The sequence below is a fragment of the Natronobacterium haloterrestre genome (genome assembly GCF_900112205.1).
Classification (GTDB): Archaea; Halobacteriota; Halobacteria; order Halobacteriales; family Natrialbaceae; genus Natronobacterium; species Natronobacterium haloterrestre.
This window is the reverse complement of record NZ_FOKW01000013.1, coordinates 84,797-99,932: the sequence shown is the minus strand read 5'-3', so window position 1 is coordinate 99,932 and position 15,136 is coordinate 84,797. Positions and strand designations below refer to the sequence as shown.

The 15,136-nt window shown below is 66.1% G+C and carries 14 protein-coding genes; 2 read left to right on the top strand and 12 right to left on the bottom strand.

Annotation, left to right across the window (positions count from 1 at the left end):
* Window positions 1-416: 416 nt before the first annotated feature.
* Complete coding sequence (locus BM113_RS19695; RefSeq protein ID WP_089789711.1) at window positions 417-2,483, bottom strand: DEAD/DEAH box helicase; 2,067 nt, start codon at window positions 2,481-2,483, stop codon at window positions 417-419.
* 146 nt (window positions 2,484-2,629) lie between these two features.
* On the opposite strand from BM113_RS19695, the gene BM113_RS19690 reads away from it, so the two are divergent.
* Window positions 2,630-5,215 (top strand): methyl-accepting chemotaxis protein, encoded by a 2,586-nt coding sequence (locus BM113_RS19690; protein WP_089789704.1) that lies wholly within the window; start codon window positions 2,630-2,632, stop codon window positions 5,213-5,215.
* Between the two features lie 76 nt (window positions 5,216-5,291).
* Here BM113_RS19690 and BM113_RS19685 read toward each other — a convergent pair whose 3' ends face one another.
* The 11 genes from BM113_RS19685 to BM113_RS19635 form a co-directional block, all read right to left on the bottom strand.
* A complete protein-coding gene (locus BM113_RS19685; RefSeq protein ID WP_089789703.1) occupies window positions 5,292-6,461 on the bottom strand; it encodes an ABC transporter substrate-binding protein in 1,170 nt (389 codons plus the stop codon).
* Window positions 6,462-6,510: 49 nt separating this feature from the next.
* A complete protein-coding gene (locus tag BM113_RS19680; protein ID WP_089789702.1) occupies window positions 6,511-7,449 on the bottom strand; it encodes an ABC transporter ATP-binding protein in 939 nt (312 codons plus the stop codon).
* Window positions 7,449-8,558: a FecCD family ABC transporter permease gene (locus tag BM113_RS19675; protein WP_089789701.1), complete on the bottom strand. Its 1,110-nt coding sequence runs from the start codon at window positions 8,556-8,558 to the stop codon at window positions 7,449-7,451. The genes BM113_RS19680 and BM113_RS19675 overlap by 1 nt, the downstream gene beginning before the upstream one ends.
* Window positions 8,559-8,684: 126 nt before the next feature.
* On the bottom strand, window positions 8,685-9,113 hold the full coding sequence (locus BM113_RS19670) for a cupin domain-containing protein (RefSeq protein ID WP_089789700.1): 429 nt from the start codon (window positions 9,111-9,113) through the stop codon (window positions 8,685-8,687).
* Between the two features lie 126 nt (window positions 9,114-9,239).
* Window positions 9,240-9,434 (bottom strand): cold-shock protein, encoded by a 195-nt coding sequence (locus tag BM113_RS19665; RefSeq protein ID WP_007141040.1) that lies wholly within the window; start codon window positions 9,432-9,434, stop codon window positions 9,240-9,242.
* Window positions 9,435-9,541: 107 nt separating this feature from the next.
* A complete protein-coding gene (locus BM113_RS19660) occupies window positions 9,542-9,757 on the bottom strand; it encodes a hypothetical protein (RefSeq protein ID WP_089789699.1) in 216 nt (71 codons plus the stop codon).
* 204 nt (window positions 9,758-9,961) lie between these two features.
* Complete coding sequence (locus BM113_RS19655) at window positions 9,962-10,681, bottom strand: carbonic anhydrase (protein ID WP_089789698.1); 720 nt, start codon at window positions 10,679-10,681, stop codon at window positions 9,962-9,964.
* Between the two features lie 203 nt (window positions 10,682-10,884).
* Window positions 10,885-11,391, bottom strand: a complete 507-nt coding sequence (locus BM113_RS19650) for a zinc ribbon domain-containing protein (protein WP_089789697.1) — start codon at window positions 11,389-11,391, stop codon at window positions 10,885-10,887.
* A gap of 81 nt (window positions 11,392-11,472) precedes the next feature.
* On the bottom strand, window positions 11,473-12,270 hold the full coding sequence (locus BM113_RS19645) for an ABC transporter permease (protein WP_089789696.1): 798 nt from the start codon (window positions 12,268-12,270) through the stop codon (window positions 11,473-11,475).
* On the bottom strand, window positions 12,270-13,346 hold the full coding sequence (locus tag BM113_RS19640; RefSeq protein ID WP_089789695.1) for an ABC transporter ATP-binding protein: 1,077 nt from the start codon (window positions 13,344-13,346) through the stop codon (window positions 12,270-12,272). Before BM113_RS19640 ends, BM113_RS19645 begins: the two co-directional genes overlap by 1 nt.
* Before the next feature lie 99 nt (window positions 13,347-13,445).
* A complete protein-coding gene (locus BM113_RS19635; protein ID WP_089789694.1) occupies window positions 13,446-14,645 on the bottom strand; it encodes a CBS domain-containing protein in 1,200 nt (399 codons plus the stop codon).
* Between the two features lie 194 nt (window positions 14,646-14,839).
* Here BM113_RS19635 and BM113_RS19630 point away from each other — a divergent pair, with 194 nt between their 5' ends.
* Complete coding sequence (locus BM113_RS19630; RefSeq protein WP_089789693.1) at window positions 14,840-15,073, top strand: MarR family transcriptional regulator; 234 nt, start codon at window positions 14,840-14,842, stop codon at window positions 15,071-15,073.
* Window positions 15,074-15,136: the final 63 nt, after the last annotated feature.

Below are 15,136 nucleotides of genomic sequence, written 5' to 3'. Positions count from 1 at the left end.
CGAGGATATCGATTTCCATAGACAGAATCGAATTCCTCGGCTTCATCCTTCTAAGCTAGTGATATCGGCGGATTAGATCGCTATTCAACAGAGCATAATCCGAAGCAACTGCGCGCAGTTGCGAGGAATGCGACACCTCTCAAAACCCGCGTCCTTGACGTGGTGCGACGGGTGTTGTCGGGTCGTGGTGGAGCGACCGACCCTCACGGACACAGCGAGTGTTCGGGTGTTAATTCCAGCCGACTTCGAGAGAAGAAGGTCGAGGGGAATTAAATTCGCCTGCGCCCATCCGTCCGTTTCTGGACGGCATGGGCAAAACGGTGAAGCCTCGGGGCTTGTCCCCGAGGTACTTCACGGAGGACGTTTCCGTTCGATCCCCTCGAGCGAGTGCTCGCCGATGCTCGACGAGGGGGAGATTACAGGTCCGCGTCCTGGAGTTCGATGTCCGCGACGAGTTCGTAGGGGTGGGCGTCCTTCCGGATGCCGTCCAGCAGGGTGAACGCCTCGTCGGGGTCGAGGAAGTGTTCCGTCACCACTCGTCCCAGCGGCGTCGGTTCGAAGCCGTCGATGAACTCGTACTGGAGCAGTTTCCCGATCGCGTGTTTCGTCGGAACCTCGCCGATCATTCGGTCGTTGAGCGCCTTCGCGGCCTTGCCGCCGACCGTGACGTTCGCGAGCGTCTCCTCGACGGCGGCCGACTCGTCGTACTCGGTCATCACCGGCTCCATCTCGCCTTTGAGGAGTTTGAAGGCGACCTCGTCCTCGGTCATCTCCATCGAGTTGTGGTACGCACAGTCGGGTTCGACCAGCACGTACACTTTCCCCTTGTCGTGATAGTCGGGGCGACCCGCGCGGCCGAGCATCTGGGAGAACTCCTGGACCGAGAGCCACTCGATGCCCATCGCCAGCGAGTCGAAGACGACCTGCGAGGCCGGGAAGTCGACACCCGCAGCCAGCGCGGCGGTCGTGACGACGGCCGCGAGGTCCTGATCGCCGAACTGGCGTTCGACCTTCTTGCGGCGCTTGTAATCGAGCCCGGCGTGGTACGGCGCGGAGGAGTACTCGAGTTTGCGGGAGATCTCGTGACACCGCCGGCGGGAGTTCGTGAAGATGATCGTCTGGCCGCGATACCCCTTGGAGGATTCGCTGTCGAACTCGCGTCTGACCAGTTTGTTCTCGATCCGGACCTTCTCCTGGCCGTCGGCGAAGGTGACGTGGCGCTCGATGGGCACCGGCCGTTCCTCGAACTCGATGAGTTTCGCCTCGAGTTTCCCGGCCAGCTGTTCGGGGTTACCGACGGTCGCCGAGAGGTAGACCCACTGGGCGCCCCCGTACTCGTCGCGGCGTTCGGCCCGCTGTTCGCAGGTGTACTTGAGCCGTGAGATCAGGCCGTCGAGCCGGTGGCCTCGCTCCTCTTCCTTGAGGGTGTGGACCTCGTCGATGACGACGGTGCCGATGTCGCCCATGTCCTTGCCCGTCCGCAGGGCGTGGTCGATCCCCTCGTAGGTGCCGACGATGACGTCGGCGTCGGGGTCGAACTGCTCGCCCTCGTCGGCGATCCGGCTCGCGCCGACGCGGATGGAGACGTCCACGAGGTGGCCGTACTCCTCTGTGAAGTCCTCGTACTTCTGGTTTGCAAGCGCCACCAGCGGGACGAGAAACAGCATCTTCCCCTTGCCGTTTAACACGCGGTTGATCCCGGCCATCTCGCCGACCAGCGTCTTCCCGGTCGCCGTCGCGGAGACGACCATCTGGTCGTCGCCGTCGAAGAGGCCGTTCTCGACCGAGAGGCTCTGGACCGGCAACAGGGTATCGAACCGGTCCTCGAGCAGGTCCTGCAGGCCCGGGTGCAGGTTCAGCGAGTCCGTCCGGACGGGATCGACCTCGTCCGTCGTCGCCGAGATGGTGTCGAACTTCGTCAGGTCGGGGTCGAGCTGTCCCTTCAGGAGGTTGACGATCCGTTCGAGGTCCTGTACCTCGAGCATGAGTTCCTCGAGGCGTTCCTTTGCGGCACCGGTGACGTCGCCGCCGCCGCTGTAAGTGAGCTGCCGCTCGAGTTCCTGGCGGGCGCAGTCCCGGCAGATCCAGTCGTTGTCGTCTTTGACGGCGGTGTCGGTCGTGATCGGGGAGTACCGACCCGAGGAGGCACAGTACCGGCAGGTCCGCACGGTCTTTGCCTTGTCCTCGAGTTGGTACCCCGCGAGCATCTCTTTGAGTTCCGCGCGGGCCTCGGGGGAGGTCTGTTCGGAGATACGGATGCGCTTCGCGCGGCGGGCGAGTTCGACGAACTCGTCGGGCTGGCGTGGCTCCTCGCTCGAGCCCTGCTTGAGCCGGAACTTGGCCGGGCGGGGGCCGGCCGAGGTTTCCGAGAGGACGAGCCGCGCCCGAAACAGTCGATCGCCGTCCCGTTTGACGACGACGAGGTAGTCGTCGCCCGTCTCGTGACAGAATATCGTTTCGACGTCCTGGACCTGCTGCGACACGATCACGGTTAGGACGGGGCGGTATTTCAGCGGTTCGGACTGGGACGGCGGTCGCAATCGCGGATCCGGACCCGTCCGGACGTCTCAATAGGGCTACGTCGAACTCTTATCAAGCTACATGAACGAACCGCCGAGTCTTCCGGTCGATGGGGTTGCATCCGCTGAATCTCGTGCCGGGCGTTCGTCGTCGATACGTGCTGCGGTTCGTCGCCGCCCTGGCGGTGGTCGTGCTCGTCGTCGGGGCGTTCGGCGGCGTCATCTACGCTCACACCGGGGACGAACTGCAGGAAGACGTCGAATCGCGGCTCGTTGCCGACACACAGAAGGACGCCGACCGCCTGGGGACGTGGTTCGACTCGACCGACCGGTACGTCGAGTCCCTGGCCGGATCGACGGCGTTTCGCAACGACGACCGGCTGGAGATCGCCGACTCGCTGCACCGGATGACCGAACGGCCGACGATCGAGGGCGCGTACTACGTGGACCGGGAGACCGGCGCGGTCGAGGTCGAGGCGGGGATCGACGCGGTCGTCGATGACGGCCGTGTGACCGATCCGGTCGGCGGCCGGATCGCTGCCGCGACCGAGGACTCCTCCCGCGTCGTCTTCTCGGAGCCGTTCGAGACCGACGACGGGCGCCCCGCGATGCTCGTCGTCGGCGAGATCGCCGATACCGACCGCGTCGTCGTCGGCCTCGTCGACCTCGAGGCGCTATCGGAGTACATGATCGGTGATGCGGCGGAGGGCCAGGGAGACAGCAATAACGTGGTCGTCGTCGATCGGTCCGGAACGGTCGTCCTGGCCGGGGACGCGTCGCGGCTCCTGACCGCCGACGATGGCGACGTGGAAGCGGCTATCGGCGGGACAGACGGGACCGACGCGGGCGTCGCCTCGATCGGTTCCGACGAGGACGAAACCGTCGTCGGCCACGCGCCGATCGGGGGTGTGGCTCCGGAATGGACGCTGACGACCCGCGTTCCCGCCGCGGAGGCCTACTCGCTGCAGTCGGACGTCTCGAACCAGATCCTCGGAATGATCGGCCTCCTCTTCGGCAGTCTTGTCGTCCTCGGCCTGACCGTCGGCCGGACGACTGCGGCCTCGTTGCGGGACCTCTCCGAGCGGGCCGCGGCGATCGAGAACGGGGACCTCGAGACGCCGGTCGAGTCGGACCGTCGCGACGAACTCGGGGAGCTCCACCGGTCGATCGACCGGATGCGTCGGTCGCTCCGGGATCGACTCGAGGAGGCCGAGCGAGCCCGCACGGAGGCCGAACGGGAACGCGAGCGGGCCGAGTCGGCCCGTGCGGAAGCCGAACGCGCCCGCGAGAAGGCCGAGCGAGCCACGGCCGAATCGGAGGCGTTCTCCCGACACCTCGAGCGGACGGCCGACGACTACGGCGAGGCGATGCGGGCGTGCGCCGACGGCGACCTCACGCGGCGGCTCGAGCCCGATCCAGAGAGCGAGGCGATGGCGACGGTCGCCCGCGAGTTCAACGCCATGATGGACGACATCGAGGAGACGGTCGCCGCGAGCCGGGCCTTCGCGGACGCGGTCGACGAGGCGGCCGAGTCGACGGTCGACGGGGTGGTCGAAGTTGAAACAGCGGCCGAACGGGTCGCGACGTCCGTCCAGGAGATCTCGGACGGCTCGGAACGTCAGAGCGAGCACCTCGCATCCGTCGGCAGCGAGATCGAGGACCTCTCGACGACGACTGAGGAGATCGCCGCGACCGCATCCGACGTCGCCACGCTCGCGGAACGAACGGCTTCGACCACCGCGTCCGCACGCGAATCGGCCCAGCGTGCGATCGAGGGGATGGATGCCATCGCGGCCGACGCCGACGACGCCGTCGCGGAGGTCGACCGACTCGAGGACGAGATCGCGGCGATCGACGACCTGCTCGCGTTCATCCGGGAGGTCGCCCAGCAGACGAACATGCTGGCGCTGAACGCGAACATCGAGGCCGCACGCTCGCAGTCATCGGGGTCGGCCGGCAGTTCCGTCTCCGGGTTCACGACCGTCGCCGAGGAGATCAAGGCACTCGCCGAGGACACCGAGGACGCGGCGGCGGACGTCGAGAGCCGCCTCGAGGCGGTTCGTTCCCAGAGCGACCGCGTCGTCGCGGTCGTCCGGGAGACCGACGAACGGATCGGAACGCACCGCGACGCCGTCGAGGAGTCGCTGTCGTCGCTCGAGGAGATCTCGACCCACGCCGAACGGACCAACGAGGGGATCCAGGAGATCTCGGCGGCGACCCAGCAGCAGGCTGGGGCGGCCCGCGAGGTCGCGACCAAGGTCGAGGAGGTAACGGGGATCAGCGAACGGACCAGCGCCGAGACGGAGACGGTCGCGGCAGCCGCGGAGGAGCAGACGGCGTCGCTGGGTTCGGTCTCCGATACCGCAGCGTCGCTGTCCGAGCGGGCGGACGACCTCTCGAGCACGCTGTCGTCGTTTACGGTCGACGAGGAGCGAGTCACGGCGGAGACGTCGCTCGAGGGGGATGGAACCCGGACCGAGGATGGAGACGAGACCGAGGCTGGGGACGGGACCGAGGTTGAAGACGAGACCGAGGCTGGGGACGGGACCGAGAACGGGGACGGAACCGAGGACAGAGACGGGGACGGGACCGCCCCTCTCGAGTCCGAACCGACCGAGGAAAACGAGAACGGGGACGACGAAACTTCGGGTCCGACCGAGGAAGCGCCGCCGACGTCGCCTCCTGTCTCGCGATAGCACGGCCAGTCGGGACGGAACCGGAGCGCGTACGAGTTCCGCCCGCTGCGCTCCGGCTACGGCCACATGTGCCGCGTTACAGGTCGCCTTCGACGATCTCGACCACGCGGTCGCGGTCGAACAGTTCCTCGTCGACGTCGTAGACTTGCTTCGCCGCCCGTTCCGTGAGCACGAGGTTCGTGATCGGGCCCTGGTACAGCGGGCCGCCGCGGTAGACGTCGCCGTTCTGGACCGCCTCGAGGTCGCTCGCCACGTTGTGGTCCTCCATGTACGCCCGGACCGTGTCGGCGAACTCGTCGGCCGTCTTCCCCTCGTGCCCGCGAAGGAGGATCACGTCGGGGTCGACCTCGAGCAGGGTTTCGTAGTCGACCTGAGACCGGCCGGCGTGGAAGTCCTCCACGTCGGTCTCCGCGAGCGCGTCCGTGACCTCGAGATCGCGCCATTGCTTGAAGCTCGTCCCCTCGTCGATGATGTACGGGGAGAACGAGTCGGGTTCGTCGCCGCCGGCCCACATGATCGCGACCGATGGACGTTCGTCCTCGGAGGGGACGACGTCCTCGAGGTTTGCCTGGAACTCCTCGTGGAGTGACTCGAAGGCCTCGTAGCGTTCGCGCTCCTGGAAGACCTCGGCCAGCTTCTCGAAGGCCTCGTACAGCGACAGGTACTCGTAGTCGTGCCACTCGTAGCCCCGGGAGAAGATGCTGTTGCCGAAGAAGGGCGTCCCGGTCGCCTCGATCTGGGTGATGTCGTCCTCGTCCCAGTGATCGGTTCGACCGATGGGGAAGTTCGGATCGATGACGAACACGTCGACCTCCCCGCTGAGTTCGAGGAATTGCTCGGGGTCGAGTTCGCCGCCCCAGAGGGAGATCATGTCGCTTTTGTCGACGTCCAGTCCGGGGATCTCGTCGTACAGCTGGGTGTGGTACCGCGAGGTGAGGTAGACGGCCTCGGGAGGTTGTTGGCCGAGTGCGATCCCCATGTCGGCCCAGCTTCCGTTGTTGGCGGCCCACGTTTCGGGGACCGAGTCGAACTCGACGGTGCCGACCGGTTCCATCGTCACGGCGTAACTGTCGCCGTCCTCGTCGCCGCCTCCGTCGCCGGCGTTGTTTCCACCGCCGGAGCCGCCGCCGGTCTCGGTCTCTTTTTCCTCCCCGTCGTCGGACGTACAGCCGGCGATGAGGCCCGTCCCGGCCAGCGCTGCGGTCGTTCGAAGTACGTGTCGTCTCCGCCACTGATCGTCGGTCATGGTTTTTAGGCTAGCCTAAAAGTTGAAAAGAGTTCCGAAACGCGCCGCGCTACCGCTCGTTCGCGTTCGAAAGGGATCGCTTGGGGAGAACCTGGAGTTCGGGTTCGTACTGGACCCGCGCCTCCACCTCGAAGACGTCGGCCAGCAGTTCCTCGGTGACGATCTCCTCGGGCGGCCCCCAGTCGTAGGGCTCGCCGTCGCACATCGCGATGAGGTAGTCGGCGAACCGCGCGGCCTGAGAGATGTCGTGGAGGACGACCGCGACGGTCACGTCCTCCCGCTCGTTCAACTCCCGGATCGTCTCGAGGACGCGGAACTGGTGGTGAAGATCGAGGAAGGTGGTCGGCTCGTCGAGCAGCAGGATGTCGGTGTCCTGGGCCAGCACCATCGCGATCCAGGCCAGTTGCTTCTGGCCGCCGCTGAGCTGCCCGAGTTCCGCGTCCCGGATGTCGTCGATCCCCGCCAGGGCGATGGCTCGTTCGACCGCCTCCTCGTCCTCGGCCGTGAGCCCGTCGAAGAAGCCCCGATGGGGGTACCGACCGTGGTAGACCAGGTCCTCGACGGTGATGTCGCCGACCGGGTCGTTCTCCTGGGAGAGGATGCCGAGTTCGCGCGCGAGTTCCTTCGGATCGAACGACTGGAGATCGGTCCCCCGGAGCCGCGCCGTTCCGGCCGCCGGCTCGAGTTGGCTCGAGAGGGCTTTCAGCAGGGTGCTCTTGCCGCTGCCGTTCGGGCCGACGAGGGCGGTGATCTCGCCTTCGGGGACGTCCAGTCGCGTGCAGTCGACGACCGGCTGCTCGCTGGTCGGGTACTCCAACTCGAGGTCGTCGGCGACGAGTGCGCTTTCGCGGGGCCGGTCGTCGGTTTCGGCGGCGGTAGCCCTCTCGCCATCCGCCTCGGGGTTCGCGTCCGTTCCGATACCATCGCGTCGCGTCGGAGGGTCGACGTCCGCGTCGGTCTCGCCTGTGTTCGTACTTGGTTGGGTCATCAGAGTTCACCCATCGATCGCTGTTTGCGCATCAGATAGAGGAAGTACGGGCCGCCGATCAGGCCGGTGACGACCCCGACCGGCAACTGCGTCCCGCCGAGTGCCAGCCGCGCGCCGACGTCGGCGGTCACCATCAGGGCGGGGCCGGCGAACAGACAGCCGACCATCAGCCGCCGGTAGTCGCCGCCGAGGGTGTTCCTGACGATGTGGGGCACGACGAGTCCGAAGAAGCTCACGACGCCGGCGACCGAGATGGCGACGCTCGCGGCCAGGATGGCGACCGCCGAGAGGAGAAAGCGAACCCGTTCGACGCGCATGCCCAGCGAGCGGGCCGTTCGCTCGCCTAACAGGAGGACGTTGAGCTGTCTCGAGCCGGCGAGCGCGAGGCCGATCGCCAGGACCGCGGGCAGGACGGCAACCCGGACCTCGTCCCAGCCGGTGCCCGTGAGCGAGCCGGTGAGCCACGCGATCGCCGTCTGGACGACGCCGAGGTCGTCCGCGAAGAAGAACAGCCCCTGCTGGAGCGACTGGAAGACCATGTTGACGATGACGCCCGCGAGGACGAGCCTGACGGGGCTGGTCCCGTCCTTCCAGGCGATCCCGTAGACGAGCAGGAAGGCGACCGTCCCGCCGACGGCTGCGACGAAAGGGAGAAACGGCGCGAGGCCGCTGAACACCACGAGCGTCGCGAGGACGGCGAACCCGGCCCCGGAACTCACGCCCAGCACGAAGGGGCTTGCCAGTTCGTTGCGCGTCACCGCCTGGAAGATCGCGCCCGAGACGGCAAGCGTCGCACCGGCGATGATCGCGACGAACACCCGCGGGAGCCGAATGTTCCAGACGACGATGCTGTTTCGGTCCATCTCCGGGAGTTCGCCGCCGAACAGGAACGCGTTCCAGGCGTCGGCGTTCAATACCACGTCGGGGTTCGCGACCGCCCGCCAGGCCTCGAGGATCGTCATCGAGTACTCGCCGAAACTGACCTGGACGAGGCCCGCGACGATCGTGACGACCGTGCTCGCGAGACAGAACAGTACGAGCGTCCCCGTGAGCCACCCCTCCTGTCGTCGGGCGGCGGCGTCCGTCCCGACGGAGTGCGATCCCGCCATTCACATTTAGGTCGCCCTAAAGAACGTTTAGTAGTTGCGATCCTCACCGTGGCCGGTCTCCGAAGGGATCGGTCGACGGACCGGGGACCGGGGACCGGGGACCGGGAACTGGGACCGGTCGCGTCGTTACTCGAGCAGTTCGATCTCGTCGTCGCCGTTCGGCACCGCACAGAGGAAGGCACCGGGCTCGTCGCCCTCGTTGCGGTACCAGTGGACCGTCCCCGCCGGAATCAAAAGCGAGTCGCCGGCTTCGACCTCGTGCTCGTACTCCTCGCCGTCGGCGGGGTCGTTCGCCCGGGACCCTTCCGACCCGTCGCCGATCCCGACCGTGTACTCGCCCTCGAGGACGTACTGCTCGTGTTCGACCTCGTTCGTGTGGGGCGGCACCTCGGCCCCGGGCTCGAGGACGAACCGGCGGATCGCGAACGTCGGCGCGCCGTCGGTCTCGTCGATCAGGACGCCTTTCCGGAGGCCGTCCGCGGCGTCGACCGACTCGTACTCGATCTCCTCGCTCGAGCGGATCAGGGGTTCGGGATCTCCCTCTGTGTCTGCCATGTCCGTCGGTCCGCGGCGAAGCCACTAAACGCTACGCGTTCTCGGGTCGATCACGTCCCAGGAGATGGCTGTCGCTGGTCGGTGTAAAATACTGCAATCAAGAGCCGATACCGCTGTGAATTCGCCTTACAGGCGCTCGACGTTCGTCGCGCGCGGGCCCTTGGGGGCCTGCTCGATGTCGAACTCGAGTTCCTGACCTTCTTCGAGGTCCGGGCCGCCGATGTCTTCCATGTGGAAGAAGACGTCCTCGTCCGCGTCCTCAGTTTCGATGAATCCGTAGCCGCCAGTGTCGTTGAAGAAATCAACGGTTCCTTGCGCCATTGCTTCTAAAGAGAACTGCCCGGAACGTATAAACCCTGCGACTCCGGAGCTGACTCGTCTCGGAAGGCCTCAATGAATTAGAGACGATATCGGGCCGTTAGAACCGGTCAGATGTCTTCCCCCTCCTCGAGCCGGCGGACCGCGATGGAGACGAAATACACCAGCATGAAAAGCAAGAACCCGACGACCAGGCCGCCGAGTTCCCGGGCCCCGACGCCGGGGCCGAACGCTGCGAGCGCGGCCAACCCGGCCGCGAAGATGCCGATCGTGAAGAGCCCGACGGCGTAGTAGAATCCCCTGTCGGACTCGAGCGGGTTCCGCATATCGGGTGCGTTTCGACCGGACCGGCAAAACGGTATCGACGGCGGGCGATCGCGTCCGGCCGCATCGCGTCCGGACGTCGCTCCGACCGGCGGTTCATACTGCTGGACGGAACTACGTGAAGCCGATCGTTCCCCTGGCGTCGTTACCGGTGGCGACGACGCCGAATTCCCGATCGGCTTTGCGGTGACTGCTGTCCGACAGTATCAGTCCAGTAGCCGCTCGACCGCGTCGGCGTACTCGTCCGGCACCAGCCCGGCGAGCGCGTCCGGATCGGTCTCGCCGTTGACGTTGGTCAGATACGCACGCCCGTACGCGTCGCCGTAGACTCCCTGGAAGTCGTAGACGAAACCGTAGACGTCTACCTCGTCCGGCACGTCGTCGGACGCACGGAGGAACCGGACCTGCCGGTCGACGTTGTACTCGACGAGCCGGTTGATCACCGTCCCGTCGTCGGCGTCGGTATCGATGGCGTCGCTCTCCAGTCCGTCCTCGACGATCGGGACGAGCCCCTCGACCCACTTGTCGACGCCGCGGGGGCCGGGGAGGTCGCCGCCCGTTGCGACCTCGTAGGCCGCGGTGACCGCCCCACAGCCGGTGTGACCGACGACCGCCGCGACCTCGGTTCCGGCGTGGTGGATCGGGTACAGCATCCCGCCGTCGACGATCGACTCGCCGTCGTCCTCGTCACGGACCTGATTGCCGATGTTGCTCGGGGTGAAGACAGTCCCCGGCTCGTCGACCCCCCACATCCGTTCCTGGGGTACTCTCGAGTCCGAACAGCAGACGGCGACGACGTCCGGCCGCTGCCCGTCCTGGACGTCCGCGAAGTAGTCGTCGGCCAATCCTTCGACGTGGGTCGCGTTCCCGGCGAGCAGTTCCCGCAGTACGTTGTGGTCGGCGTCGGCGTCGGTGTCCTGAGCCATACGCGAATACCTGCCTGAGATACTACAAAGTCGTTACGCCACCGAACACCGGCCTCGAGCGGTTCGAACGGTTCGAGCGACCCGCACCGAAAGCGGACGACGAACGGTACAGCCGGCCGGTCATACGGATCCCTGGACCGCTGTACCGGCGCAATCGCCGCCCGGGTCGCGGTTACGCCGGAACTGACGGACAGTAAACCGTCTCAGAGGAACCGCGGTGTCGCGGGATACTCCCAGACCTCGCCCTCGTTGGCTTTGACGGCGGCGATGGCACAGAGGGCGACGTTGATCAGCGGCAGGATCGCCAGCACGACCAGGCCGACCGCGACCAGGACCAGCACGCCACCGACGATCATGTAGATCGTGTACGCGATTTGCCAGTTCAGCGCCTCTCGAGCGTTTTCCTTCACGAACTCGTCGTCGGTCGCGACGAGCACGATCAGCGGGCCGATCACCCACGTTACGATCGCGAGCAGGTGCGTAACCGCGGCGAACGTTCGGTCGCCGTCGGGAACGCCCCTCGCGCCCCGCGAGGACCGTACGGTCCCCATGGGTTCGTAGTCGATGCCCGGTTCCGCCCGTTCGGCCGCCCCGTCGGTCCCGTCGATCCCGTCGATCCCGTCGTCCCGCCGCTCGGCGCCGCAGTTCGAACAGAAGTTCGCGTCGGGCTCGAGGGTGGCACCGCAGTTCCGACAGTCGTCGGGTTCCATGATCGGTCGGGACGCGGGCCGAGGAGTAAAGCGTGGTGGTGTCGCGGATCTAACCGCCGAGAGCTGCCGTCCGTTAATCCATCAGTCAGTCAGTCCGTACCCGATCTTGAACAGGTAGACGTCGAGAGCCACGACCACGACCGTCAGCAGCGTCAACACGCCGAGCGAGGCGTAGGGCGCGAACTCGGCGTAGGCCGCCGGCGCAACCAGTTGCATGTCCGAATGGCCGAGCAAGCCGTACCGGACGCTGTCGACCATGTAGACCATCGGGTTCACCAGCGAGAGCTGGATCTGCCAGGCCTGCTCGAACGTCTCGAGCGAATAGAAGACGGCTCCGAAGAACACCAGCGGCCGCAGGATGAACTGGTTCATGACTGTGAGGTCGTCGAAGTCCCGGGCGACGAGTCCGCCGATGATGCCCAGGCCGGCAAACAGCGCGGTGATGACGACCATCGTCGCGACGAGGAAAAGCCCGTGCTCGATGCTGATCGGGACGAACAGGCGCCCGACGGCGGCGATGATGACGCCGACGATCAGCCCGCGGACGGCACTGGCCGCGACGTACGCGCCGACCATCTCGGCGTACGACAGCGGCGAGGTCAGCGTCTCGTGGATGTACTCGTTCCACCGGCCGTGGAAGATCGAAAAGGAAGCGTTCTCGAAGGCGTTCGAGATCGCCCCGAGGACGATCAGCCCGGGGACGATAAAGAGGATGTAGGGGAAGCCCGCGATCTCGTCGATCCGCCCGCCGAGAATGAGCCCGAAGACGGCGAAGTAGAGGACGTTCGTGATCGCCGGCGGCATGAACGTGTTCTTCGGCCGCCGGACGAACCGCAACACCTCGCGCCGGAACAGCGCGCGGAAGCCGACCGAGAGCATCAGGCGATCCCCTCCGTTTCCGTCTCCGTTTCCGTCTCAGTCTCCCGCTCACGTTCCGGCCGTTCGCCGCCCTCGTCCACGTCCCCGTCGTCGTCCGACCCGCTCGAGGCGCTCGGCGCGGACGATCGGGTCACCGTCCGGTCCTCGCTGCGCGTGAGATCGACGAAGATTTCCTCGAGCGACGTCCGCGAGATCTCCAGATCCGCGATCTCGTAGCCCGCAGCCTCGAGGTCGTTGAGCAGGCGCGGCGCGGTCGAACCGCCGTCGTCGACGCGAACCTCCAGGCGGTCGTCCGCCGTCGCGGTCGACACGTCGTGGGCGTACGCCCCGAGTTCGCTTTCGATCTCGCCTACCTGTGGCCCGACCGACGACTCGAGGCGGACGGAGATGGTGTCGGTGCCGCGTTGCTTGAGTTCGTCCGGCGTCGCGACGGTTACCTTCCGGCCCTCGTTCATGATCGCGACCCGGTCACAGAGGCGTTCGGCCTCCTCGATGTAGTGGGTCGTCAGCAGGACGGTCGTCCCCTCCTCGTTGAGTTCGGTGACGAGCTCCCAGAGGTCGTGGCGCAGTTGGACGTCGACGCCGGCCGTCGGCTCGTCTAAGATGAGCAGATCGGGATCGGTGACGAGCGCCCGCGCGAGCAGGAGCCGGCGTTTCATCCCGCCGGAGAGCCAGTCGAAGCGCTCGTTGCGCTTGTCGTAGATGCCGACGCGTTTGAGGACCTCGTCGGCACGGTCGGCGGCCTCGTCCTCGGGCACGCCGTGGTAGCCGGCCTTGTGCATCAGCACCTCCTTGATCGGAAAGAACCGGTCGACGTTGAACTCCTGGGGCGCAAGCCCGATCGCGTCCCGGGCCTGCCGGTAGTCCTCCTCGACGTCGTACCCGAACACTCGCGCGTCGCCGCCGGTCTTGCGGACCAGCCCGACCAACGTGTTGATGAACGTCGTCTTGCCAGCCCCGTTCGGCCCCAGCAGGCCGAAGAACTCGCCTTCCTCGACGGTCAGCGACAACTCCTGGAGGGCGCGCAAGTCCCCGTACTCCTTCACGAGATCGACGGTCTCGATGGCCGGTGGCATCGGTATCGAGAAATCGTCGGCCCCGGCCGCGGTTAAGAATGTTGGTCTCGACCGCTAAACCCCTCGAGAACGGACGTCACGCGGTCGCGGTAGTGGTTCCTACGGCCGTCCCATGCTGCTCGCCGGCCGCGGTCGGTCGCCGAGACCGACCTCACCACCGCTTTGCTGGACGATGTCGAAGGCGGTCATCAGGTCCGTCCGCGAAATCAACCCGACGAGATCGTCGCCCTCTACGACGAGCAGGCGGCCGATGCCGTTCTGTTGCATGCGTTCGATGGCCGTCATCGCGTCGGTGTCGGGCTCGATCGTCTCGAGGTCGGTCGTCATCACGTCGTCGACCTCGTAGGCGTCGCGTTCGACGGGGTCGACCTCGCGGGCGTCGTCGAGCGTGACCAGGCCGATCAGCCGGTCGTCGCCCCAGCCGTCGCGCTCGACGACGGGGTAGCCGGTGTGACGTTCGGTGAACATCCGCTGGACGAGTTCCGAGATCGTGGTATCGGGGCTGACGGTGTGGAGGTCCTCCGCGGGCGTCATGATGTCCGCGACGGTGACGTCCTGGAAGGCCGCTTTCATCGTCACCTGCTGGGCCTCGCTCGAGGCGGCGATGTAGACGAAGAAGGCGACGCCGATGAGGACGATGTTGAACGCGAACAGCCCGAAAAGCCCCATGAAGATCGCGAACAGCTTTCCGATGCTGGCGGCCTGCTGGGTCGCCCGGGCGTAGGGCTGGCTGCGGGCGAGCAGCGCCCGCAGGATCCGGCCGCCGTCCATCGGGAACGCCGGGAGCATGTTGAAGACCGCGAGCGCGACGTTCAACACGGCGAGGTAGCCGAGCACGAAGCGAGCGCCGTCGAAGCTTTCGGGAGTGAACAGAAACAGCGCGTACGACCCCACGCCCACGAGAACGGAGACGATCGGGCCGGCGATGGCGATGGTGAACTCCTGTCGCCAGTCCTCGGGCATCTCCGAGAGTGCGGCGATGCCGCCGAACAGCCACAGGGTGATCGAATCGATCGGGAACCCGTACCGCTGGGCGGTCAGGGAGTGGCCCAGTTCGTGCAGGATGACGCCGACGAACAGCCCGATCGCGGCGGTCAGCCCGACCGCATAGGGGAGCCACCACTCGGTGGTGAGCGCAGCCACGTCGATCCCGGCATCCATGCTCGCGTTGAGGATCTCGATGACGGGGCCGATCTGGTTCCCGATGAGGTAGGCAAACACCGGCAGTATCAGCAAGAACGTGAGATCGAGTTTGATCGGAATCCCGAAGAGGGAGCCGATCCTGAAACTTCTCATCATACGTAACGGTAGCGGTGCAGGACCCTTAAAAACGCCGACGCCCCTCGGATTCGCCGGTTCGAGCCCGGTTCCCGGAAACGGTCACGAGGAGCGACTGTCGCCGGAGAGGAATATAATGGACCTTATATCGAAACAACAATATCCACTCTATGGGGCATAGAGTTATATATGGGTTCGTGGTCCGCTCAGGTAGCATGAACCAGAAGCAACTCACGTCCGATTCATCCCGTACGCTCCCGAGCGAACTCGAGTCCTCCCAGGCGAAACTCGTCTACCTCTACCTCGAGGCGACCGGCGGCGCGACGGCGGCCGACCTCTCGGGCGCGCTGTCGATGAAGAAACTCGCGATCCTGAGCGTCCTCAACTCGCTCTCGAGTGCGGACCTCGTCGAGAAGACCGGCACGGAGTACGTTCCCCGCGCTCGTTGATACCGCCGTTCGAGACTGTCGGTTTCAGCGCCTGTGGCCGTCGCTTTGCGGACGACTCCAGTA